Source organism: Vreelandella sp. H-I2, from assembly GCF_052959335.1.
Window position 1 is genome coordinate 116,045 of record NZ_JBRAMC010000008.1, and the last position, 23,866, is coordinate 139,910.

The window sequence follows — 23,866 nt, forward strand, 5'->3', positions numbered from 1 at the left end:
GAGACGACCCCATGATTCACAACAAAGAAACCATACCTCAGCGTCCAGCGCCTAAAGGCACGATCGGTCCGGTTGCCTGGTTACGCGGCAACCTGTTCAACGGTCCCATTAATAGCATCTTTACGCTATTGGGCCTGTACGTGCTTTACCTACTGGTGGTACCCACCATTCAGTGGGCCTTTATCGATGCCAACTGGGTGGGCGATAGCCGCGAAGACTGCACACGGGCAGGCGCCTGCTGGGTATTTGTTAACGCGCGTTTTTCCCAGTTTATGTACGGTCTCTACCCAAGCGAGGAGTACTGGCGCGCCAACATCGTATTTGCCATGTTCGCGGGCATTATTGCCTGGATGGTGATCCCGCGCCTGCCGTTTAAACGCTGGATGGCCCTGTTTGCGCTACTGATTTTCCCAGTGATTGCTTACGTGCTACTCCACGGCGGCTACTTCGACCTACCGCGTGTTTCTACCCACCGCTGGGGTGGTTTAATGCTGACGCTGCTACTCGCCAGCGTGGGAATGATTGGCGCGCTGCCCATTGGTATCGTGCTCGCCCTTGGGCGACGCTCAAACATGCCCATCGTCAAAACCTTTTGTGTGATCTTCATTGAGTTCTGGCGCGGCGTGCCACTCATCACCATTCTGTTTATGGCCTCGGTGATGCTGCCGCTGTTCCTTCCATCAGAAATCAGTGTGGATCGCCTGGTACGCGCCTTGATCGGGCTTACGCTGTTCCAGAGCGCCTACATGGCGGAGGTTATTCGCGGTGGTTTACAGGCCATACCCAAAGGCCAGGACGAAGCCGCCGCGGCGTTGGGGATGACTTATTGGAAGCGCATGGGCCTCATCGTTATGCCCCAGGCGCTGAAAATGATGATCCCCGGTATCGTCAATACGTTTATATCGCTGTTTAAAGATACCACCCTGGTGATGATCATCGGGCTGTTTGACCTGTTGGGCATTGTGCAAGCGGCGCTTTCCGACTCGCGCTGGCTGGGCTTCTCAATTGAAGGCTATGTCTTTGCCGCGTTCGTGTTCTGGATCTTCTGTTTCAGCATGTCGCGCTACAGCCAGTACCTGGAACGCAAGCTAAATACCGGCCATAAACACTAGTTCAAGTACTCGCTTAAGTACGATTGCCGAATCTCTTTACGTTTTGAGTAGGACTTCAACATGACACAAGCAGCCACCAATACCTCTGACACGCGTACTCCTGACACCCGTACTTCTGACCTGATGGTCGAAATGCACAACGTCAACAAGTGGTACGGCGACTTTCACGTACTTCGGGATATCTACCTTGAGGTAAAGCGCGGCGAGCGCATTGTGGTTTGTGGCCCTTCGGGGTCGGGTAAATCAACGCTGATTCGCTGCATTAACCACCTTGAAGAGCACCAAAAGGGTGAAATTGTGGTCGGCGGCGTGCCGCTAACCCAAGACGTTAAGCGTATTGAGCAGATTCGCCGCAGCGTCGGTATGGTGTTCCAACACTTCAATCTGTTTCCGCATTTATCAGTGCTGGAAAACTGCTGCATCGCGCCAATGTGGGTGCAAAAAAAGCCCCGCAAAGAGGCCGAAGCGCTGGCAATGGAATATTTGGAACGCGTCCAGATTGCCGAGCAGGCAACCAAGTACCCAGGGCAGCTATCGGGCGGTCAGCAGCAGCGCGTGGCGATTGCCCGCTCACTGTGCATGCACCCCGATGTCATGCTGTTTGACGAACCCACCTCAGCTCTCGACCCCGAGATGATCAAGGAAGTACTCGATGTCATGGTTGAGCTGGCGGAAGAGGGCATGACCATGATCTGCGTGACCCACGAAATGGGCTTCGCCAAAAAAGTAGCCGACCGGGTGATCTTTATGGATCAAGGGCAAATCATTGAAGAGAACGCGCCGGAGCCGTTCTTTAATAATCCGCAATCGGAGCGCACCCAGCTATTCCTCAGCCAGATTCTGGGCCATTAATCCACAGCCCACCTGACAAAACAGCTGTGGATAAGTACGGCATTATGGGCCTCGCTTGGGGCTCATACTGTTTAAAAGGTCTATGCCAGCTACTTCCTCCAGCCATTACCTACCCGACCGGCCTTGCGGGCGGCGCTGATATGGAAGTCGATATGATTGCCTGGATTCCACCTGCTGCTGAGAACGCCTAACGTTCTAGTTACGTACGTCCTATTTGGGTAATACTCGCGGGTAGTAACGCTGGTTGCTCGCGATGCTGGGTAAGCGGCTTATTCGCCAACGCCGTGAGCAGGATTTGAAGCGGGTCGCCGTGACTGACTATCAGGATGGTCTCACCTTCGTATTGCTGTTCTAACCCTTCCATCACGGCGCTCATTCGCGCCGCTACTGAGCTAACGGCTTCCACCTGATGTTGACCATGCTCGGCATTACGGCTATCCAGCGCCCATACATCGGGATAGTGCGCATCAGCCTGCCCTTCGAAATCGCCAAAAATGCGCTCTCGCAAGCGCTTATCAACGGCCATCTCAAGCTTAAAAGCGTTCGCCACGCGGGCGGCCGTTTGTGTGGTACGTAAAAAATCTGAATGCACTATTTTGGTGGGGGCAGGCCAGCCCCATTCGGCGACCGCCTGGGCTAGCTGGCGCTCGCCAATCACAGAGAGTCCAAACTCGTTAATGCCGCGCTCAGGGCTGCTAATAATTAACCCCTGTTGGTTTGCTTGGCTATGGCCATGGCGCATTAATAAGTAGCGATTGCGCCAATAGTCGGAGAGCTGCTGTAAAGTATTTGACATAAGTTTGTCACAAACCCTAGATTGAAGGTGTCTGCTTTCGAAAATAACCATTCTTCACGCGAAATGTCTACTTACGGAACATTTTCCGTTTTCGATAATGGCAAAGCGCAGTGAAGAGAAAACAGTTTTATCTATAGCAAGCACACAACAATAACTGCACAAACGAGGCATACCATGGCAACTTCGCTCTTCCGCAAGCGCCCGCTTGCGTTGCTTACCGCAGCATCACTTCTACCTCTTGCCCTGCTAACAACGCCAGCTTTCGCTGAGTGTGAACGCGGCGATTTGGATGCTATTTATTGCGATGAAGACGGCGATATGGTCGCTGACCGTCCGTCTGATGAGTCTGAGTGGGTTAACCCCGATACGCTGATTTTTGCTTACACTCCCGTAGAAGACCCGGCTATTTATTCGGACATTTGGCAGCCGTTTATCGATCACTTGGCAGAGGTCACCGAGCGGGATGTGCGCTTCTTTGCGGTACAGTCAAACGCTGCCCAAGTTGAAGCCATGCGCAGCGGGCGCTTACATATCGCCGGTTTCTCCACAGGTCCCACCCCGTTTGCGGTGAACTTGGCCGGTGCCGTGCCGTTTGCGTTAATGGGCTCTGATGACGGCCAATTTGGTTACACCCTGCAACTGTTTACTCACGTCGACTCCGATATTCATGAGGTAGAGGATCTTAAAGGCAAACGCGTCGCCCACACTTCTCCCACCTCCAACTCGGGTAACCTAGCCCCGCGCGCATTACTGCCTGAACTTGGCATTACGCCCGATGAGGATTACGAAGTGGTTTACTCGGGTAGCCATGACCAATCCATGCTGGGCGTAGTGGCCAAGGATTACGATGCTGCCCCAGTAGCCTCTGAAGTGGTTGAGCGGATGGCCGCCCGTGACCTTTACGATGAAGAGGATGTGCGGCTGATTTTTGAGTCTGACCGCTTCCCCACCACGTCTTATAACTACGCCCACAACTTGCACCCGGACCTTGTCGAAAAAATTGAAGAAGCCTTCTTCACCTTCGATTTTGCCGGCACCGAGCTAGGCGAAGAGTTTGAAGGCGTCGAGAAATTTATCCCCATCAACTACCAGGATAATTGGAAGGTGATTCGTACCATCCAAGCCGCTAATGATGTGAGCTATACACCAGAAAACCTGGAAGAGTAAACGTAACGCACCGCCACCGGCGGTGCGGTTATTTTCTCGACGATGGAAGCGGACACATGCTGGAAATTACCAATCTGGTCAAACGTTATGGCCACGATGAAGCCGTGCTGAAAGGGCTTGACCTCAAGGTAGAGGGAAACAGCGTTGTTTCTATCGTAGGCGCCTCGGGTGCGGGTAAAAGCACCATGCTGAGATGTATCAACCGTTTGGTTGAACCAACGTCGGGTTCTATCAAGCTCAACGGTAATGAGTTGGTGAACCTTAAAGGCGCTGAATTGCGCCGTGCGCGTCGCAAAATAGGCATGGTGTTCCAAGGCTTTAACCTGCTTGATCGCTTAACCGTCATGGAAAACGTGCTGGCCGGGCGCTTAGGCTATGTCAATCTATATCAGGCGATCTCGCGCCGTTACCCCGAGGCCGATATAGAACGTGCGTTTGTACTAATGGAGCGTGTCGGTATCGCTCACTACGCCAACAAACGTGCTGATGAACTTTCCGGCGGCGAGCGCCAGCGGGTAGGTGTGGTGCGCGCATTAATGCAGGAACCAGAAGTCCTGCTTGCCGATGAACCCACTGCCTCTCTCGATCCACGTACTTCCGAGCAGATTATGATACTGCTGCAGAGTCTAGCCAGTGAGCTGTCACTACCGGTGCTGATCAATATCCACAACGTCGCTCAGGCCAAAACCTATACCGAGCGCATTGTAGGTCTGCGCCACGGCAAGATGATCTTTGATGGCGTGCCTGCTGACTTCAATAAAGATGCGTTAGATGCTATTTACGGCGGCATTGAAGCACCGGACGATGCAATTACGGATACGCCCATGGAGGAGCGCTCCCATGACTCCGCCTGACGCCCATTCAAACGTACCCCGCATCTGGAGAAAGCCGCCGTTTATTGCTAACCCGCTGCTGCGCTACGGGCTGATTATTATAGCGGTCGTCTATTTGGTGTGGGCGTTTGGCTCGCTACCGTTTAACTGGGCGCGCATCTCTGAAGGGTTGCCCCGCGCAGCGCGTATTTTTAGTGGCGGCTTTCCGCCCAATCTAGAGCGCTATGAGCTCCTGTTAACGGGCTTTAAAGAGAGCTTTCAAATCGCCATTCTGGCCACGCTGCTGGGCGTTTTTCTGTCGATACCCTTTGCCGTAATGGCGGCCCGCAATATTGCTCCCATGCCTATCTATGTGATTGGCCGGGCAGTGATTATTGTATCGCGCAGCTTTCACCCGGTGATCGTTGCGATTCTGTTTGTTGCCGCCGTAGGGTTTGGTCCATTAGCGGGCATTTTGACCCTGACACTCTACTCGATCGGGTTTGTGGGCAAATTGCTCGCCGAGGAGATTGAAGAGATCGACTGGGGCCAGGTAGAGGCGATGAAAGCCGCTGGTGCGGGCTATGTGGCGATTCTGTTTTATGCCGTTTTCCCGCAGATACTGCCACGCCAAGTAGGGCTCTCCATGTACCAGCTAGACAGCAACCTGCGCGCTTCTGCAGTGGTCGGCATTGTCGGGGCAGGCGGTATTGGCGGCACGCTAATGAACGCCTTTGGACGCTATGACTACGATTTTGCCTTCGCAATTCTGCTCATTATCATCGCGGTCATTTTGTTCAGCGAAGGTATCAGTGGCTGGGTAAGGAAAAAAATATGGTAGATCACGCACAGCAGCTTGCCGACCGTATTTGGCAACGCTACGACCGCAAACAGCGCCTTATTCGTTATGCCGTACTCTTAGCCACCTTGATGGTGGTGGTTTGGGCGGTGCGCGATATTGATATTTTCTGGCCTTGGGTATGGGATGCGCCCAATCAAATTTCTGGGCTTGGGGCACGCATGTGGCCACCCAGTACTGCGGGGTTAAACGGCATAATCGCGGCGCTTATCGAGACCGTGCATATTGCTACCCTGGCCACTTTCTTAACGATCTTCCTGGCATTACCGGTGGCCTACATCGCTGCCCAAAACACCACACCCAACCGTGCTTGTCTATGGTTGGGGCGTTTTATCCTGGTTTCCAGCCGCTCGGTGAACACTATCATTTGGGCGCTGCTGTTCGTGGCCATTTTTGGCCCAGGGGTGTTAGCGGGCATTCTTGCCATTGTATTTCGCTCCATCGGCTTTATCGGCAAGTTAATGGGCGAAGCCATCGAAGAGATTGACCGGCGGCCTGTAGAAGCCATGGAAGCCACGGGTGCTTCCAAAGCCAAAATGGTCGCCTACGCGATTGTGCCTCAAGTGATGCCGGCTTTTTTTGCCATTGTGATTCTGCGCTGGGATATCAATATCCGCGAATCGACAGTATTGGGGCTGGTGGGTGCCGGTGGTATTGGAGTCATTCTTCAGGGCGCGATTGATACCTTCGCATGGCCTACCGTAGCAACCATTTTGATTGCCATTATTGTGCTGGTGTTGATTGGTGAAGCCGTGACTAGCCTGTTGCGCAGCAAAGTATTGTAGACGGTCTAAGCGTTTGACCTAGCGCCAAACGCTTGCCATGGTTAACAGACCATCAACGACATGGAGAATGCACAGCGATGACAACCTATATTGTGGTAGCCGACGCCGCTCGCGCACGTATTTTTACCCGTGATTCGCTTAATCTTGCCGAAAAGGAAAGCTTGGTACATGCAGCAGGAAGGCTGCACGAAGGCGATTTGATTACAGATCGCCGCGGCGCAGATGTGCAAGAGTCGACATCTTCTGCAACACGCTCGTCGGGAGAAGAAGAAGTTGCCTCGAAGCACGAAAACGAACTGTTTGCCAAAAAGGTTGCGCAGCATCTCTACAAAGCACGTGTTGGCAATAACCTGGAGAAGTTAATCATGGTCGCTCCCCCAAAATTCTTGGGGTTGCTGCGTGATAAATTGGATGGTCCTACTCAGAAGCTGGTCACTCACACGCTATCTAAAGACCTCAGCAAAGCATCAATGGCGGACATACAGGCTGCCGTCAGCGATTTACGTTAACCACATTAACTTTTTAACTTAATCATTAGCCCTAAAGTAGCGATCGCTCTCGCCGATACTCAGGAGTTGCACTAACAGTACCTCCCCCTGGGTACTGACAATAACTTCAACGTCGAGAGCGACCATGTTTTCTACCCTCCGAGCACGCATTCTACTAGCTGCGCTAGTAGTGATTACTCTTGCCTTAGTGATTAACGGCATTGCCAGTTACACCACGGTAAAACATCATAATAATCAGCAAATAACCCGTAACCTTAACGCAGTCGTTAGCGGCAACGTCAGCGCGCTCCATGAATGGATGGAATCACGTAGCACTATGCTAACCGGCATGGAAGAAGCTGCAGCTAGCCGCAACCCCCGTGCTGCACTGCGCCAGCTAACGACATCTGGCGATTTTATGGCGTCCTATATCGGTTATGCGGAAAGTGGCGAAACGATTTTCTTTAATGGCTGGGAGCCGCCGACTGACTTCGATCCTCGCACGCGCCCCTGGTATCAGGCAGCCGTAGATGCCAAAGACACCATTGTTACTGCCCCCTATGTCGATGCTCAGAGCGGTGACCTTGTTGTCACCTTTGCCCGACCGTTTTACCAAAACGATCAACTACATGCGGTAGTAGGTGCCGACATTAACATTAGCAATATGGTGGCAATCGTTGATGGGATATCTCCTACTCCTTCCAGCTTCGGCTTCCTGGTAACGGGCGATGGCACCCTAGTTGCTCATCCCAATAGTGCGCTTACTCTTGAGCCATCTACCGCTTTGAGTAGTGAATTAAACGCCAGTTACCTACAACAACTCGCTTCAGCGACTAGTCCACAACAAATAAAACTGGAAGAAAGTAGTAAGTTGCTACTTGGACGTTCAGTAGGTGGCAATAGCGATTGGCAATTGGTTGTCGCGCTGGATAAAGCCGAAGCGACCGCAGGCCTGCGCGCCATTGCCACTACATCGGCAGTCACGCTGCTGATAGTAGCCGTGATTACTGCCGTGGTATTTGGCCTGCTTATTTCACTGTTGCTGCGCCGTTTGATGGTTGCACGTGATGCAATGGATAACATCGCCTCAGGTGAAGGCGACTTGACCCAGCGCTTGCCCGAAGTGGGTAATGATGAGGTTACCCAAATTGCCAGCGCCTTTAACCGCTTTGTGGGCAAGATGGAAGCTGTATTGATGGACGTACGTGCGAGCAGTGAATCCGTGCACCATGCGGCTAACGAAATCGCCATGGGTGGACAGGATTTATCGCGCCGTACCGACAATGCGGCCGCTAGCCTGCAGCAAACCTCCGCATCGATCGAGGAAATCACCAGTACCGTGCAACATACCGCCGCCTCGGCACAGGAAGCCAACAAGCTTTCTCAAACCGCTTCAGAGGTAGCCAACGAAGGCGGGAAGGTCGTCGCGAATGTTGTGACTACTATGGAAGATATTACCCAAGCATCGGACAAGATCGGTAATATCGTCACGTTAATGAACAGCATTTCTTTCCAGACGAACCTGCTGGCACTTAATGCCTCGGTGGAAGCGGCGCGGGCTGGCGAGCATGGCCGTGGTTTTGCCGTGGTGGCAGATGAGGTACGTAAGCTGGCCGGGCGCAGCAGTGAAGCGGCCAACGATATCCAGAAACTGATTGAGGATTCGCAGAGCAAGGTAAACAACGGCACCAGCTTAGTGCGCAATGCTGGCACCACCATGAAGGAGATCGTAGCGCATATCACCCGTGTTACCGATGTCCTGGAGGAGATCAATGCGGCCACCAGCGAGCAAAGCGAAGGTATCAAGCAAGTCAACATCGCTGTCGCAGAGCTGGATCGCATGACCCAGGAGAACGCGGCCATGGTGGAAGAATCCACTACCGCTGCCGAACAGTTGAAAGAGCAAGCCGACCATTTAGCGGTCACCATCGGCAGTTTCAAACTCTCTCAACACCCACCTGCTCCGCTAACGTTAAACTCGCCCAAAGCCAAAGCGTTGGCATCGTTTTGAGAGATTAGGGAATCGGGGGTAGCGCAATATCGTCGCTGCGCTTGGCCCCAGCGGTCATCTCACGGCACAGGCGCAGGAACTCGCGCACACCGGTGGTGAGGTATTTGTGCCGGTGCCAGATAAACGTGAATTGACGCTTTAGATCCAACTCCGGCGTCGGCAGCGGTACCAAGCTGCCACGCCGGAAGGCATCGCGCAGCGCTAAGCGCGAGACACAGCCAATGCCCAGCCCTGACTCCACGGCGCGTTTAATACCTTCCGTATGTTCTAGCTCTAGCAAGGTGTTAAACCGGCTGCGGCGATGGCGGGCAGCGTGCTCCAACGTCATACGCGTGCCGGACCCCTCTTCACGCATAATCCAGTCTTCACGCAACAACTGCTCGAGCTCAAGGTGCTCACGACCTGCCAATGGATGTCGCGGTGAGCAGAACACGCACAGCTCATCCTCCACCCAAGGCTGACTGATGATCATCTCATCGTCGCACTGCCCTTCAATCAATCCTAAATCCAGCGAATGTTGACGCACGTTTTCGATGATATGGCGCGTATTGCGCACCGCTAAGCGCACACGGCTACCGGGGTGGCGTTGCATAAAGTCGCTTATGAGTAACGTAGCCAGGTAGTTACCAATGGTTAGCGTGGCGCCCACATCAAGCGACCCAACCCCCTGCTGGCCGCGCAGAAGTTCCTCGATCTCCTCACCTCGGTCGAGCAGTGCGACCGCTTTGGGCAACAGCTGAAAACCCAGAGCGTTGAGCTTTAAGCGCTTACCGATGCGGTCCAACAATTGGCAATCGAACTGCCGCTCAAGTTCAGCAAGCGCCGTACTGGTCGCCGACTGAGACATGGCCAGCGCTCGCGCCGCATGGGAGACGCTCTCATGCTGAGCAACCGCCACAAAGACTTCCAACTGTCGCAAGGTGTAGTGCATAAAATCTGACCTAAAATTGACCTATATCTGTTTTTCAGATAAGCGTTATCAATATAATTCGCTTAACAGATATACCATCATTTGCTTAGACTTGCTGGAAACATATTTAATCATTTTTATTCTTTTTAAGAATATGATCGATGCGGTTTTAGGGCCAGCGTCGGCTAACGGAGAAATGGCATGAGTAAGTTTGCTCTGGAAGAAGTGCTTAGCGTTCACCATTGGAACGATACCCTGTTCAGCTTCCGCACTACTCGCGAGCGCAGCCTGCGCTTCAAAACCGGTCAGTTTGTGATGATTGGTCTGGAAGTGAATGGCAAGCCGCTGATGCGCGCTTACTCGATTGCCAGCCCCAACTACGAGGACCACCTTGAGTTCTTTAGCATCAAAGTACCTGACGGCCCGCTGACGTCACGTCTTCAGCACCTGAAAGTAGGCGATCAGATTATGGTCAGCCGCAAGCCAACCGGCACGCTGGTGACCGACGACCTACTACCCGGTCGAAACCTGTATATGCTCTCGACCGGAACTGGCTTGGCACCGTTTATGAGCCTGATTCAGGACCCTGAGGTTTATGAACGTTACGAGAAAGTAGTGTTAGTACATGGTGTCCGTGAAGTCTCTGAACTGGCTTATGCGGACTTCATCACCAAAGAACTCCCGGCACATGAGTATTTGGGCGAAGATATCACAGAAAAGTTGGTTTACTACCCAACCGTTACCCGTGAAGAATTTCACACGATGGGACGTCTGACCGACCATATCCGTTCAGGCAAGCTATTTGAAGATACGGGCTTGCCGCCCATCGGCCCACGCCAAGACCGTGCCATGATCTGCGGTAGCCCTGCCATGCTGGACGATACCAGTGCACTGTTAGACGAGCTGGGCCTTAATATCTCTCCGCGTATGGGCGAGCCGGGCGACTACGTGATTGAACGCGCGTTTGTCGAGAAGTGAGTAATGAGTAGTGAGTAGTGAGTAGTGAGTAGAAAAATTCTAGCCGCTGTAATGACTACATCACTAATACAAAGCCCCTGCTGGAGATGGTCCACAGGGGCTTTGTGCTGCTTACTACTACAGTTTAACAACTTACTGCTTTTTTCTTACCATTCACCACTCACTATTCACAGTTCACAAACCTAAACCGCGTCTTTGCCCGTTTCGCCAGTACGAATACGGATCACCTGCTCTAACGGCATAACAAAGATTTTGCCGTCGCCGATTTTCCCTGTGTTAGCGACCTGGGTAATTGCATCAATCACCTGCTCGACCATGTCATCGTCTACTGCTACCTCCAGCTTCACCTTTGGTAGGAAATCAACCACATACTCAGCGCCGCGATACAATTCGGTATGCCCCTTCTGGCGTCCAAAACCTTTCACTTCCGTCACCGTAATACCCTGCACGCCGATATCGGAGAGCGACTCGCGTACATCGTCGAGCTTAAACGGCTTGATAATAGCTGTGATCAATTTCATTACCCTATCCTCTAAATGGGTGGCCGTGATGAGATTGGTTTATTCGGCTGCTGGTGTCGTAACCGTTAACCGCTGACAAATAGCATACACCGCTATCGGCAGAGAATAAAAAAGCCTCCCACTAAGGGGAGGCCAGACAGAGCACACCAGCTCACTTAATCAGCATCACATTACTTTTTAATGCCAAATTCAGGGTAGGCTTCGAGACCACATTCAGCGATATCAACGCCTTCATACTCTTCTTCTTCGCTAACCCGGATACCCATGATGGCTTTCAGGATCAACCACACCACTAGGCTTGCCAGGAACACCCAGCCGAAGATGCCGACGATACCAATAAGCTGCGCACCAAATGACGCGCCGTCGTTAGTTAACGGTACCGCCAGCACACCCCAGATACCGACAACACCGTGAACAGAGATCGCACCAACCGGATCGTCCAGTTTTACCTTATCAAGGGTCACGATGGCAGCGACGACGATGATGCCGCCCACTGCACCAATAAACGTGGCGCCCAGTGCGGTCGGAGAAAGCGGGTCAGCGGTGATAGCGACCAGGCCTGCCAGTGCACCGTTTAGCGCCATGGTCAGGTCAGCTTTGCGGAACCACAGCTTGGCCAGAATCAGTGCTGCGATAACACCACCTGCTGCCGCAGCGTTAGTGTTCACAAATACCTGTGCCACATTGTTAGCAGAATCGACGGCCGCCAGCTTGAGCTCAGAGCCACCGTTGAAGCCGAACCAACCCATCCACAGAATGAAAGTACCCAGCGTTGCCAGCGGCATGTTGGCACCAGGAATGGCATGGATAGAACCATCTTTGCCATATTTGCCTTTACGTGGGCCTAGCACAATCACCCCTGCTAGCGCCGCTGCTGCACCGGCAAGGTGCACAATGCCTGAGCCCGCGTAATCGGAGTAACCGACTTCAGACAACCAACCGCCGCCCCAAGTCCAGTAGCCAGACACAGGATAGATAAACGCAGTCATTACCACCGCAAAGGCCAGAAAGGCCCACAGTTTCATGCGCTCAGCCACGGCACCCGACACAATCGACATGGCGGTAGCGACGAACACGACCTGGAAGAAGAAGTCAGAACGCATTGAGTAGTAGGGGGCGTCATCGCCGCCTGCGGTCACCGCATCAGCACTATTCTCAGCGCCAATCAAGAAACCCAGATTAGGTAAAAAGCCACCAGCACTGCTGGAGTACATTATGTAGTAGCCCACCAGCAGATACATGGTGCAGGCAATCGCAAACAGCGCGATATTTTTGGTCAGTATTTCAGCGGTGTTTTTGGAGCGTACCAGGCCCGCTTCCAACATAGAGAAGCCTGCGGCCATCCACATCACAAGCACGCCGCAAATTAGAAAGTAGAACGTATCGAGCGCGTAGCTCAAATCAGCTAACTCATTCATAAGGTGTTCCCCGTTATTCTATGAGAAGTTATACGTAAAAGACGGCGCTGCAGCCTGTTCGCGTGGCGTCCGTTATACGGCGTCAGCGCCGCGCTCACCGGTGCGGATACGAATCACGTCTTCCAGTGGCGTAACAAACACCTTGCCGTCACCAATTTTGCCGCTGTTGGCTGCACTACAGATGGCATCCAGCACGCTTTCTAAACGCGCATCGTCCACGGCCACTTCCACTTTTACCTTGGGAAGAAAGTCGACGACGTATTCTGCGCCACGGTACAACTCGGTATGCCCTTTCTGACGGCCAAACCCTTTCACTTCAGTAACCGTAATGCCCTGAACGCCGTTGTCGGCGAGTGCCTCACGAACATCGTCGAGCTTGAATGGCTTGATGATAGCGGTGATGAGTTTCATCCCGGATCTCCCCTGCTGGATAAGTCCTGCTAGATTGGTAGCGGCACAGCCGCCAGAATAAGCACCTGAACCGATAATGCGCATACTGTGCCAGCTGACTTTTTTTTGATTAAAAATCAGTTAATTAAGAAATAATCCAAAGTCCCTTTCCACGCTCACTCTCATCAAACCAAACTCCAAAACACCGCTATTGCACCAAAAAAGAGCAACATAAAATGTTGACTGCTCTATTCCGATGCAAACCACTCGCTAAACAGTAAAACCATTCGACGCATGCGAATTTGCCAACTGTTGCGTATCCTTACGGGTAAGCGTTTTTATATATTCATTTAGCGAGTAATTAAGGAGAGAGCAGCTATGGCCCCTCAAGACCGCATCAGCCGGCTGGCCCAGCAGATTGGCGACCGTTTACAGAACGCCTCGCAGGCGCCGGAAGATATTCAAAAAGGCGTGCAGCAAGTTGTGCGCGGTGCGTTTGACCGCTTAGAACTTGTTTCAAGGGAAGATTTCGATATTTTAATGGACGTATTGCAGCGCACGCGTTCGCGGGTAGAGGCGCTAGAGCGTCAGGTTGCTAGCCTTGAAGCCGCCGTTGAGGCCTCCGCGCCAACTACAACGGCCACGCCTTTTGAAGCTGAAGCCCCACCGGTTCCAGAGCCGCATGAGCCGGTATCAGATGCAGCAGAAGAGAAGAACAAACCCGATAACGCTTAAGCTTCATTTGCAGCAGCAATACGGCGATGGCCTATTGCTGCACGCACCTCAAATTAAATACGAATCACTATCGTTGACTTTGTTTTTCGTGATGATACTCTCCGCCTTTGATTTCCTTACCGTCTGCGGATTGTTTACTATGCACGCCCCTTCATTTTCAAACCTGTCTTTTGCAAAGCTGCCTTTTACAAAGCCGTTTTCTTCGCCGTCGTTTGTTTCACTATCGAGTCTTATTGGCACCGGCCTGTTACTGAGCTTCTCCAACGGCGTTTTCGCCCAAAACACTGCCTCTGGTACTGCGTCTAGCGCCAGCGCCGACGACACCATGGTGGTCGTTGGGTCGCGTACCCCCAGCCAGATCAGTCAGATTCCGGGTGCTGTATGGGTAATAGATAAAGAGATGCTGCAACAGCAGACCCGGAATGGTGCAGACCTAAAGACAGCATTGGGGCATCTGGTGCCGGGGCTGGACCTGGCTCCTCAAGGGCGCACCAATTATGGGCAAAACATGCGTGGCCGGGGCGTGCAGGTGCTCATCGATGGTGTGTCGCTGAACAGTTCCCGTGGGCTTTCCCGTCAGTTCGATGCCATTGATCCCTTCAATATTGAGCGTGTGGAAGTGCTTTCCGGCGCCAGCAGCCTGTATGGCGGCGGTGCAACGGGGGGCTTGATCAATATCATTACCCGCAAAGGCGAAGAAGGCCTGAACTGGCGTACCGAAGCAGGCATCACCACTGGCTTCAATAACAGCGATGATATGGATCGGCGTCTGTCACAATCGATCAGCGGCGGCAATGAGCGGGTTCAAGGCTATCTGGGGACTGCCATTGGTGACAACGGGCGCCACTATGACGGCAGCGGCCAGGAAATCTTCCCCGATATCGCCCAGACCGACCTGCAGGACAATCGCAGTATTGATGTATTGGGCAACCTCTCTTTCCGCTTGACCGACGAACAGAGTCTGGAGCTGGGTGCCCAGTTGTATCGTTCAGGCTATGAAGGTGACCGGGGTGTTTACTTTCCCAACCTCGACGCGGCCACGCCCAACTTGAACGATGCCAAGATTCGTGATGGCTATCGTTCACAGCGCGATCCAGAAACCGACCGTAAGCTCGTCAACGTCAACTATCACCATGCCAACCTATGGGGGCAAAACTTCTACCTGCAGGCGTTTCACCGGGAGGAGGAGTCCAGCTTTCAGGCATTTCCCTACCCAGTCGCCGACGGCCTGCAATTTCGCGCCTCGCAACAAAACACCGATGTAAGCGGCATCAAAGCACTGTTTGAGTCACGCCTGGGTGATGACGTTTCGCTAACCTATGGCCTTGATCTGGATCGTGAAACCTTCGATGCCAGCCAGATGCTGTTCGATACCGACATATCGGATGCTTCCGGCGGTCTGGTTCAGCAGGCATCGGGGGTTGAGCCCCGCTACCCCGGTTATCAAGTGGACGGGCTTTCAGGCTTCGTCCAGGGCGACTGGCAAGCCACCCAGGCGCTCAAGCTCTCCGCGGGGTTGCGGCAGCAGCACATGGACGTCGAGGTGGATGAATTCCAGGGGATTCCTGGCGGCGAGAATGACTATGAAGCAACGCTCTTCAATGCCAGCGCCCTTTACGACTACCGCAACGGTCACCAGAACTGGCTGCAGTTTAGTCAGGGCTTCGAACTGCCAGATCCCGCCAAATACTACGGCAAGAGCCCCGATGTAAGTGTCGATAACAACCCTTTATCTGCCATCGAGACGGATCAAGTAGAGCTAGGCTGGCGCTACCAGGGGGGCAACTGGACGGCCCAAACAGCGCTTTACTACGCCTGGTCGGACAAGGCGGTAGAGAACGCCGAGGATTTAAGCGTCAGCGTCGTCGATGAGAAGAAGCGCGACTTCGGCCTGGAAAGCGCCGTGACCCGTTACTTCGATAATGGCCTGGAGGCCGGGGGCACTCTGCACCTGGTGCGTTCCGAGCAGGAGAACGACCAAGGGGAGTGGGAGAAGCGTGACGCCCGCTATGCCTCGCTCTCTTCCACCACCGCCTTTATTGGCTGGACGGACTATGTACGCTCAGCTCGCTTGCAAGCCAACCACAACTTCGATCTGAAAGACGATGCCGACCGGGAGATCGATGGCAATACCACCCTCGACTTATCGCTCAGCCAGGAAACCGATTTTGGCACCTTAAGCCTGGGAGTGCAGAACCTGCTGGATGATCAGTACTCCACCGTCTGGGGACAGCGAGCCGCTATGTTCTATTCGCCCTACTACGGCCCGGAGTACCTCTACGACTACCAAGGCCGCGGGCGTACTTACACCCTGAACTGGTCGATGGAGTACTGAGTGGTGGTTCGCTACTTGCTGACAACCGCTCAAAGGTGAGGTAACGGGGATGGCGACACTCGGCTCAATAACGCCATCTTGCGTACCACTGACCACCCATGACCTGCTGGCTATTGGTCAGCGCTTCGGGATCGCCTACCGCTTTCCCGAAGCGCCCAACCGCTCCCAGCCAGCGCCTTGTGTTGCCCGTGGGCGGGTGATGGACGTCGAGATAGACCCCACACTGCGCGTGACACACTCGGATCTTGACGTCCTGCACGCTTACGCCTCCACTTCCCGGCGTGCCGCACCGTGGTTTCTTAGCGTGATACTCGAGGGCCGTATCCAAGTCAGGCTCGGACGCCAGTCGTTTCAGTTGCAGGCCGGTGATGCCTTCAGCGCGCATTTCAACGAGCAGACTGGGCTTGAGGTCTTCCAGCCCGCGCCACAGCGTTTGCGCAACCTCAACGTCTCGCTTCTCGCTTGCACAGAGCCGCCCACTTTCTCGTCCATTAACTGTTCGCCTATCAATGTTGCCCCTCCGGTAACGCCCGTACTGCATACCTGGAAGGTGCCGCAGTTCCTTATTCATAGCCTGGAGACGGCACTGGCTTCGAACTGGCCAATCGAAAGGCAGCGCCTGTTATGGCAAGGCCTAGCGCTTCAGTTGTTAGCTCATGGACTGCCTGTGCCTATCGCTAGCTTTGAGCCCAGCGACGAAAAGGGCGCGGGAAGCATCCCACCGGGCCTCTCCCATCGCGATCACCAACGTCTGGAGCGCTTGCGTCAGCAGCTCGAACACTCCCCCAACCAGGATTATCGGCTTGAGCAGTTGGCCCGAAATGCCGCGATGAGCCCTAGCAGCCTACGCACCAAGTTTCAGCGCTGTTACGGCTGCTCAATCTTCGATTACCTACGCCGTTGCCGCCTGACCCAGGCTCAAGAGTACTTACGCAGAGGGTATAGCGTGCAGCAAACCGCTCACGCCTGCGGTTATCGCCACGCCACCAATTTTGCCACCGCCTTTAAGCGCGCTTTTGGCATTGCGCCCCATGAAGTACATCATCGCCATTAAAAGCCGCAGGGTTGTTTTTGGAGCGCTAAGTTCCTCTGTTGGACGTTTTTTAGCACTACGCATATCCCCTTTGTCATTGCGCATACCTTTCCACTGCAATAAAGGGCAATAATTCTCATTAACACAAAAGTTAATTGCTTCTTATTGCAGGTGCCTCCCATGTTTAATTCTCAACATCGCTTTCTACGCTCGCCCCTTAGCGCCGCGGTTATCGCGGCACTGTGGGCATCACCGCTATATGCCCAGGAGAGCACCGAGCTGGGTACCGTCACAGTAATCGCGCAGCAGGCCGCCACCAAAGTCGAGACACCTTTTATCGAAACGCCCCAAAGCGTTTCCACCATTAGCCGAGAACAGATGGAGAATCGTGGGGTGAGTACCGTGCAGCGCGCCACCGACTACACGCCCGGTGTCTATAGCAATCAGATAGGTGCCTCCAATCGTTTCGACTACCTGGTGTTGCGCGGGTTTTCTGATGGAAGCCTGAGTAACACTTTCTTGGATGGTTTGAAGGTCATGGGCGATGCCAACTCGCATAGCAGCATGCGCATCGACCCCTGGTTTTTGGAAAGCATTGAAGTGGTGCGTGGGCCTGCCTCGGTGCTTTATGGCCGCGCCTCTCCAGGCGGTGTGGTGGCTTTGAATAGTAAACGCCCCGAATTTAAACAGGGCGGTGAACTGCGTTTTCGGTTGGGCAATAATAACCAGCGCAGCGCCGCGTTTGACCTCACCGGGCCAATTGGCGAGGAGCAACGGGTTGCTTTCCGCCTGACCGGTATTGCCAGAGCCGCCGATACCCAGTTTGGCCCGGCTGAAGAGGAGCGCTACGCCATTGCGCCACGGCTAACCTGGGACATCACCGATGACACCAGCCTAACGGTAGAAGCCTATTTGCAGGATGAACCAGAAGGCGGTTACCACTCTGGTGTTCCTTTTGAAGGGGCCGTGGCTGCCCGTAATGGGCGCAAAATCAGCAATAATTTCTTTGATGGTGAAGAGGATTACGACACCTACGAACGTACCCAGCGCATGGTCGGCTACGCCCTTGAGCACCGCTTTAATGACCAAGTGACTGGCCGCCAGTTGATGCGCTACCTCAATTCTGATGTAGTGCTGAATCAGGTCTACGGCTATGGCTGGACGTCGCCCACCTCTGATGAACTCACCCGCTATTACTCCGGCAGTGAAGAATCATTGCAAGCCTGGACGCTCGACAACCAGTTAGAAGCCAACCTCAGCAGCGGCCTTATGGACCACACGCTGCTTTTTGGGATTGATTACCAGCAGCGGGAAAACGACGTATCGTGGCCTTCAGGGTATTTTCCAACGCTCAATGCGTTTGACCCGGTTTACGGTAGCGACCCCATCGAGTTTTACGCCCCGGTACGCGAGCGCCATGAGATCGACCAGACCGGGGTTTACCTGCAAGACCAGATCGCCCTCGATAACTGGCGCTTCACCTTGGGTGGGCGCTACGACTGGGTCAATATCGACAATGCCAACCGCGATAGTGGTGATACCAGCTCCCTGAGCGACACCCAGTTCAGCGGCCGCGCCGGAGTGGTCTACCTGTTCGATAACGGCGTAGCGCCCTACCTGAGCTATTCCACCGCGTTCACCCCCACCAGCTTCGTGGATGAGAGTGGCGATCTGCTCCAGCCCATGGAAGGTGAACAGTGGGAAACCGGCGTTAAATACCAGCCTAACGGCAGCCAAAGCCAGTACAGTGCTGCGGTTTTCCAGATTAGCCAGGAGAATGTCGCCACCAAAGAGCAGCCTACCGACCCTTACCGCGCCGTGGGGGAGATCGAATCCCAAGGGCTGGAGCTGGAAGCACAAACCCAGTTAACGGATACCCTTTCACTTCAGGCAGGCTATAGCTTCACCGACATCACCTACGCCAAAAGCGACGACGGTAACCAGGGCAACAACGCTATTTACTCTCCCCGGCATCAAGTGCAGCTCTGGGGTCACTACGAGGCCAATGACGGCTGGCTAAACGGCGTGGATATGGGGGTTGGTATCCGCCACTATGCAGATATCGCCGCTGACCGGGCCAACACCGAAAGCGTGCCCGACTACACGCTGGTCGATGCGACCATCGGTTACGATCTCAGCCAATTTGGTGTTGAAGGCGTCGAAACACGCTTAAACGTAAGCAACCTGCTGGATAAAGACTATGTGGCTTCCTGCAACTCCCTGGAGTACTGCTATTTCGGTGCCGAGCGTGGCGTGACTGCAAGCGTCCATTATCGTTTCTAAGTTCGCATTTCTAAATGCGCGGTTCTAGATGCTCGTTCATTTCTAAGCACGACTAATAACGTTACTTCGCCCAGGCCAATGCACCTGGGCATTTTTTATCTGGAACGAGGTTTGCAAACAATAAATATTATCGTTTAAATACAGCTCATATTTTTTGATGACCTCTCACCACCATGCGCCACTCCATTCTGTTTTCTTTATTTGCACGCTGCGGTCTATTCGTGGCTTGTCTGCTAGTCGTTTCTACCGCCAAGGCGCAGTGGGCAACGGTCGACTGGACCATTGCCGAAACCTTGCTGGCCATTGATGCGCCTGTCAGCAGCGTCGCCCAACAAAGCGACTATCACGCATGGGTGGGCGAGCCCCGTATCCCCAACAGTGCTACCGATATGGGGCTACGCTCTCAACCCAACCTGGAATTGCTAGCCCAAGCTCCTCCTGAGCAGATACTCATTTCGCCAATGTTCGCTGGCTTAACGCCGCGCCTGGAGCGTATTGCCCCGGTTAGCTTGTTCTCACTCTATTCCCCCGGCACCGACACTTGGCAAGAGATGCAAACCCTGACCCGCCAGCTCGGTGAATTAACCGAACGTCAACCTCAGGCTGAGCAACTGATCGTGGAAACCCAAGGCTTGATGACCAGCCTGCGTGAATCAAGGCCCCTCTCACAGTCAGAAATCGCGCCGCTGCTGATGGTGCAGTTTATGGATGCCCGCCACGTGCGGGTGTTTGGGGATAACAGCCTCTACAATGCGGTGCTGGAGCAACTAGAGTTGCCCAATGCGTGGGAACAAGCCACCAACGCCTGGGGGTTTTCGCTGGTAGGGATTGAAGCGCTAGCACGCTACCCAGAGGCAAAGTTGGTGATCATCGATCCGCTGCCCGCCGGCGTCGAAGCGCAACTTGCCGAAAGTGGCTTATGGCAGCAGCTTCCAAGCGTCAAAAACAACAACCTTCTACGCCTACCGCCAGTGTGGAGCTTCGGGGCGCTACCCTCCGCCCAACGCTTTGCACGAGAGCTAACCGCTGCACTGAAGCTAGCGCCTGAGAATAGGGATCACCCCATGATGAAGGGAGGATGACGCTACCAAAGGGTTCTTAATTACGGTACGTTAACCCCTCAAGCAAACTAGGCTTAACCTCAATGGGGTTAGGTTGACACCAAAGTCAGCGAGGGAATGCAATGACGTTAGCCATTGTTGCCACGCGCGCGGGCGTAGGCTTAGACGCACCCGCAGTGCATGTTGAGGTGCATCTGGCCAATGGCTTACCGGGCCTAACGCTGGTGGGCCTACCGGAAACCGCCGTCAAAGAGAGCCGCGAGCGGGTACGCAGTGCGCTCGTCAATGCTGGCTTTGATTTTCCTAATACTCGCCGTATTACCCTTAACCTCGCGCCCGCCGATCTTCCCAAAGAGGGTGGCCGGTTTGATCTACCTATTGCATTAGGCATTCTCGCGGCCTCCGGGCAAATCCCGGTGGAAGCATTAGAAGGCATGGAGTGTGCTGGTGAACTGGCCTTGGACGGCAAGCTGCGTGCAGTGCCCGGCATACTGCCCTTCGCCCTCGCCACACGGAGAGCGAAAAACGCACTCATTATTCCCCGCACCTGCGCCGATGAAGCGGCACTGGCGGGAGATTTACCGGTGCTGCCTGCCGACACCCTCTGGCAAGTCGTCGCCCATCTGCTGGGGCAAGAGAAAATCCCACCGCACAAATTGAGCGCCTCGGTTAAAACGACCGCCCCGGTAGATGATCTCGCCGATGTACGTGGTCAGCAACAGGCGCGGCGTGCATTGGAAGTAGCCGCAGCGGGGGGCCACAACCTATTATTTGCAGGCCCACCGGGGACGGGTAAAACCATGCTGGCTAGCCGCCTGCCGGGTATTCTGCCGCCGCTTTCCGAGGAGGATGCGCTGGAAGTTGCCGCTGTACGCTCCGTATGCGGCTTGCCGCTTGAAGCCGACTGGGGCAAACGGCCATTTCGCCAACCCCATCATAGTGCCAGCGCCGCGGCTCTGGTCGGCGGTGGCTCAAAACCCAAACCAGGCGAAATTTCACTTGCTCACCACGGCGTGCTGTTTTTGGATGAACTGCCCGAGTTTTCCCGCAATGTATTAGAAGTGTTAAGACAACCACTGGAAACAGGGAGTATCCATTTAGCTCGCGCTAGCCATGAACGCCGTTACCCAGCTCGGTTTCAGCTAGTCGCCGCGATGAATCCCTGCCCCTGTGGCCACTTAGGTGATCCCCGCCAGCGCTGTCAGTGTACCGCCAGCCAAATCCAGCGTTATCAAGCGCGGCTTTCCGGGCCACTGCTAGATCGCATCGACCTCCAGGTAGAAGTGCCCGCGCTACCGCCTGAGCAGTTGACGGCACAAACCCAAGGCGAATCATCAGCAGCCGTGCGAGAGCGGGTAATGGTAGCCCGGGAGCGGCAAATGGTGCGCGGCGCCCTGAACAGCCAGTTAAGCGGAAAAGCCCTGGAAGCCGCCTGTGATCTTAATGATGAAGAACGTGCCTGGCTTGCGGGCGTGCTTGAAAAGCTCAAGCTTTCCGCTCGCGCTTACCACCGCGTTTTGCGGGTAGCATTGACACTCGCCGACTTACAAGGCGCTCCTAAGCCCACCCAACCACACCTTATTGAGGCCATTGGCTATCGGCAGTTGGACCGTATGCTGAAGGGAGGGTAGCGATGGTTATTGGCCATTACATCGACAAGCCGTTGGCATAGGGCAGCAAACTTAGCGAGTTGCTTGTTAAGCGAGCCTTCACGGGCACTGTCCGCTAATATGAGAACTTTTGCGACCAATGATGCCATTGCCATTTCCTCTCTGTATAACGTATTTGAAAAGCCTCTCCATTTAACATTTACGCCTGTTGAGCAAGGCGTTTTTTACTACTCGGCGTCCAAGTTTGTCCTGAAAAATGGCTGCCATTAAAACGTCTGCTCCTTGTCATTCAACTATCACTATTACTGGTGAAAATTAGAGAAAGCTGTAACGACTCTGATTTCTCTTCTCTCATAAATGGTGAAATAGTAATGATAAAGCCGATACTAGCCACTACTCTGATCGCCTTTGCATTTATCGGGACGGCACACGCCCAGCAGGTCTTCCCAGCCACCTTAACCGGCCATGCCCAGCTACCCGGTAGTACCTTTGTGGCGGCTCCTTCCGGCGCCGCTGAGCACTACAACGTCTCAGGCCGTTTTACTGGCCCAGAGGGCCGTGTTGAGAAGCTCTACACCAATATGCAAGCCACCGGCTTAGCGCTCCCCTTTCCCAGCCAGCCGTTGCAGGGATTTTCAGGTATTCGCTCGCTTGGCGATGATCGTTTCCTGGTGTTGACCGATAACGGCTTTGGTTCCAAGGCGAATTCCTCTGACGTCATTCTGATGTTTAACATCATTAAGACCGACTGGGACACCGGGCGTGTCATCATCGAGGAGACCATTCAACTATCGGATCCAAACCGCAAGGTGCCCTTTCCGATTATGAATGAAGCCACTCCTGGTCGTTTTTTAACCGGCGCTGATTTCGATATTGAATCGATACAGCCGGTGGGCGATAGCTACTGGATTGGCGATGAGTTCGGGCCTTGGATTATCCAGGTAGATAGTGCGGGCGAAGTGCTGCAAGTGCTGGCCACCAATCCTGGCGGGACGCTGATGCGCTCCCCCGACAATGCCTTTGCCCTTACCCCAAACCCCGGCGCATCTCTCGCTGATGATGTGGTGGTGTTTCGCTCTGGCGGTTATGAGGGCATGGCGCTCTCCGAAGACCAAACAACCCTCTATCCGTTGTTGGAAAAACCGATCTGGGACAGCAACGCCAATGCCCCCGAAGCCATTGATGGCACTCTTGTATTAAGAATGTTCGAGCTCGAGACCGAAACCGGCGAATGGGGCAATACAACCCGCTACTACCCCTTGGCGTCAGCGGATCATGCGATTGGTGACTTCAATCTGATTGGCGGAACTCGCGGCTTAATCATCGAGCGTGATAGTCGCCAGGGCGATCCGCGAGAAGCGTGGGCAGAGAATCCCGCCGAGTTCAAACGCATCTATCTCATCGACCTCGAGCGTACGGACGAGCAGGGTGTGCTTGAGAAAATCGCCTATATCGACTTGATGGATATCCAGGATCCAGAGGGCCTTGCACCGCGCGGCACGATCAACGGCACCTTTAACTTTCCCTTTGTGACCATTGAGAACGTCGATCGTGTCGATGAGCGCACCATCGTGGTCGCCAACGACAATAACTACCCGTTCTCGATTGGCCGCCAGCAAGAGCGCGCTGATGATAATGAGCTAATACTGCTCAATGTAGAGGACTTCCTGAACGCTGAGTAGCGAGCATAAGCATGCATATAGAGGGTTA

At 54.0% G+C, this 23,866-nt stretch carries 21 protein-coding genes; 16 read left to right on the plus strand and 5 right to left on the minus strand.

What is annotated here, in order from left to right:
• Nucleotides 1–11 precede the first annotated feature (11 nt).
• Complete coding sequence (locus tag ACUVOF_RS18760) at nt 12–1,112, plus strand: amino acid ABC transporter permease (RefSeq protein ID WP_447045781.1); 1,101 nt, start codon at nt 12–14, stop codon at nt 1,110–1,112.
• A gap of 123 nt (nt 1,113–1,235) precedes the next feature.
• Nucleotides 1,236–1,964, plus strand: coding sequence for an amino acid ABC transporter ATP-binding protein (locus ACUVOF_RS18765; RefSeq protein ID WP_447045935.1), 729 nt, complete (start codon nt 1,236–1,238; stop codon nt 1,962–1,964).
• Between the two features lie 199 nt (nt 1,965–2,163).
• On the opposite strand, the gene ACUVOF_RS18770 is transcribed toward ACUVOF_RS18765, so the two are convergent.
• A complete protein-coding gene (locus ACUVOF_RS18770) occupies nt 2,164–2,760 on the minus strand; it encodes a histidine phosphatase family protein (RefSeq protein ID WP_447045782.1) in 597 nt (198 codons plus the stop codon).
• Between the two features lie 174 nt (nt 2,761–2,934).
• Between ACUVOF_RS18770 and phnD the strand changes: the two genes are divergently transcribed.
• From phnD to ACUVOF_RS18800, 6 genes are all read left to right on the plus strand, one after another.
• A complete protein-coding gene (gene phnD / locus ACUVOF_RS18775; protein ID WP_447045783.1) occupies nt 2,935–3,927 on the plus strand; it encodes a phosphate/phosphite/phosphonate ABC transporter substrate-binding protein in 993 nt (330 codons plus the stop codon).
• Nucleotides 3,928–3,983: 56 nt separating this feature from the next.
• Nucleotides 3,984–4,781 carry a phosphonate ABC transporter ATP-binding protein gene (gene phnC / locus ACUVOF_RS18780; protein ID WP_447045784.1) on the plus strand — a complete coding sequence of 266 codons (798 nt, stop codon included), beginning with the start codon at nt 3,984–3,986 and terminating at the stop codon, nt 4,779–4,781.
• Nucleotides 4,768–5,580 (plus strand): phosphonate ABC transporter, permease protein PhnE, encoded by an 813-nt coding sequence (gene phnE, locus ACUVOF_RS18785; protein WP_447045785.1) that lies wholly within the window; start codon nt 4,768–4,770, stop codon nt 5,578–5,580. The genes phnC and phnE (ACUVOF_RS18785) overlap by 14 nt, the downstream gene beginning before the upstream one ends.
• Nucleotides 5,574–6,383, plus strand: a complete 810-nt coding sequence (gene phnE, locus ACUVOF_RS18790) for a phosphonate ABC transporter, permease protein PhnE (RefSeq protein ID WP_447045786.1) — start codon at nt 5,574–5,576, stop codon at nt 6,381–6,383. Before phnE (ACUVOF_RS18785) ends, phnE (ACUVOF_RS18790) begins: the two co-directional genes overlap by 7 nt.
• 77 nt (nt 6,384–6,460) lie before the next feature.
• Nucleotides 6,461–6,892, plus strand: a complete 432-nt coding sequence (locus ACUVOF_RS18795) for a host attachment protein (protein ID WP_447045788.1) — start codon at nt 6,461–6,463, stop codon at nt 6,890–6,892.
• Nucleotides 6,893–7,016: 124 nt separating this feature from the next.
• Complete coding sequence (locus ACUVOF_RS18800; RefSeq protein ID WP_447045789.1) at nt 7,017–8,882, plus strand: methyl-accepting chemotaxis protein; 1,866 nt, start codon at nt 7,017–7,019, stop codon at nt 8,880–8,882.
• Between the two features lie 4 nt (nt 8,883–8,886).
• Here ACUVOF_RS18800 and ACUVOF_RS18805 read toward each other — a convergent pair whose 3' ends face one another.
• A complete protein-coding gene (locus ACUVOF_RS18805) occupies nt 8,887–9,813 on the minus strand; it encodes a LysR family transcriptional regulator (protein ID WP_447045790.1) in 927 nt (308 codons plus the stop codon).
• Between the two features lie 180 nt (nt 9,814–9,993).
• Here ACUVOF_RS18805 and ACUVOF_RS18810 point away from each other — a divergent pair, with 180 nt between their 5' ends.
• The gene (locus ACUVOF_RS18810; protein ID WP_447045791.1) at nt 9,994–10,770 is read left to right on the plus strand and encodes a ferredoxin--NADP reductase; all 777 of its coding nucleotides are present in this window, start codon (nt 9,994–9,996) and stop codon (nt 10,768–10,770) included.
• A 182-nt stretch (nt 10,771–10,952) separates the two neighbouring features.
• Here the strand turns inward: ACUVOF_RS18810 and glnK are convergent, their stop codons facing one another.
• The 3 genes from glnK to ACUVOF_RS18825 all read right to left on the minus strand — a co-directional run bounded on the left by glnK (nt 10,953) and on the right by ACUVOF_RS18825 (nt 13,120).
• Nucleotides 10,953–11,291, minus strand: a complete 339-nt coding sequence (gene glnK, locus ACUVOF_RS18815; RefSeq protein ID WP_027957942.1) for a P-II family nitrogen regulator — start codon at nt 11,289–11,291, stop codon at nt 10,953–10,955.
• 170 nt (nt 11,292–11,461) lie between these two features.
• Nucleotides 11,462–12,709, minus strand: a complete 1,248-nt coding sequence (locus ACUVOF_RS18820; protein ID WP_447045792.1) for an ammonium transporter — start codon at nt 12,707–12,709, stop codon at nt 11,462–11,464.
• A gap of 72 nt (nt 12,710–12,781) precedes the next feature.
• A complete protein-coding gene (locus tag ACUVOF_RS18825; protein ID WP_007112359.1) occupies nt 12,782–13,120 on the minus strand; it encodes a P-II family nitrogen regulator in 339 nt (112 codons plus the stop codon).
• A 357-nt stretch (nt 13,121–13,477) separates the two neighbouring features.
• Here ACUVOF_RS18825 and ACUVOF_RS18830 point away from each other — a divergent pair, with 357 nt between their 5' ends.
• From ACUVOF_RS18830 to ACUVOF_RS18860, 7 genes are all read left to right on the plus strand, one after another.
• The gene (locus tag ACUVOF_RS18830; RefSeq protein ID WP_447045793.1) at nt 13,478–13,834 is read left to right on the plus strand and encodes an accessory factor UbiK family protein; all 357 of its coding nucleotides are present in this window, start codon (nt 13,478–13,480) and stop codon (nt 13,832–13,834) included.
• 139 nt (nt 13,835–13,973) lie between these two features.
• Nucleotides 13,974–16,169: a TonB-dependent receptor gene (locus tag ACUVOF_RS18835; RefSeq protein ID WP_447045794.1), complete on the plus strand. Its 2,196-nt coding sequence runs from the start codon at nt 13,974–13,976 to the stop codon at nt 16,167–16,169.
• A 49-nt stretch (nt 16,170–16,218) separates the two neighbouring features.
• On the plus strand, nt 16,219–17,223 hold the full coding sequence (locus ACUVOF_RS18840) for an AraC family transcriptional regulator (RefSeq protein WP_447045795.1): 1,005 nt from the start codon (nt 16,219–16,221) through the stop codon (nt 17,221–17,223).
• 159 nt (nt 17,224–17,382) lie between these two features.
• Nucleotides 17,383–19,485, plus strand: a complete 2,103-nt coding sequence (locus tag ACUVOF_RS18845) for a TonB-dependent siderophore receptor (RefSeq protein ID WP_447045796.1) — start codon at nt 17,383–17,385, stop codon at nt 19,483–19,485.
• 173 nt (nt 19,486–19,658) lie between these two features.
• On the plus strand, nt 19,659–20,567 hold the full coding sequence (locus tag ACUVOF_RS18850) for an ABC transporter substrate-binding protein (protein WP_447045797.1): 909 nt from the start codon (nt 19,659–19,661) through the stop codon (nt 20,565–20,567).
• Nucleotides 20,568–20,668: 101 nt separating this feature from the next.
• Nucleotides 20,669–22,177 carry a YifB family Mg chelatase-like AAA ATPase gene (locus tag ACUVOF_RS18855; RefSeq protein ID WP_447045798.1) on the plus strand — a complete coding sequence of 503 codons (1,509 nt, stop codon included), beginning with the start codon at nt 20,669–20,671 and terminating at the stop codon, nt 22,175–22,177.
• Nucleotides 22,178–22,527: 350 nt separating this feature from the next.
• Nucleotides 22,528–23,838, plus strand: a complete 1,311-nt coding sequence (locus tag ACUVOF_RS18860; protein WP_447045799.1) for an esterase-like activity of phytase family protein — start codon at nt 22,528–22,530, stop codon at nt 23,836–23,838.
• Nucleotides 23,839–23,866: the final 28 nt, after the last annotated feature.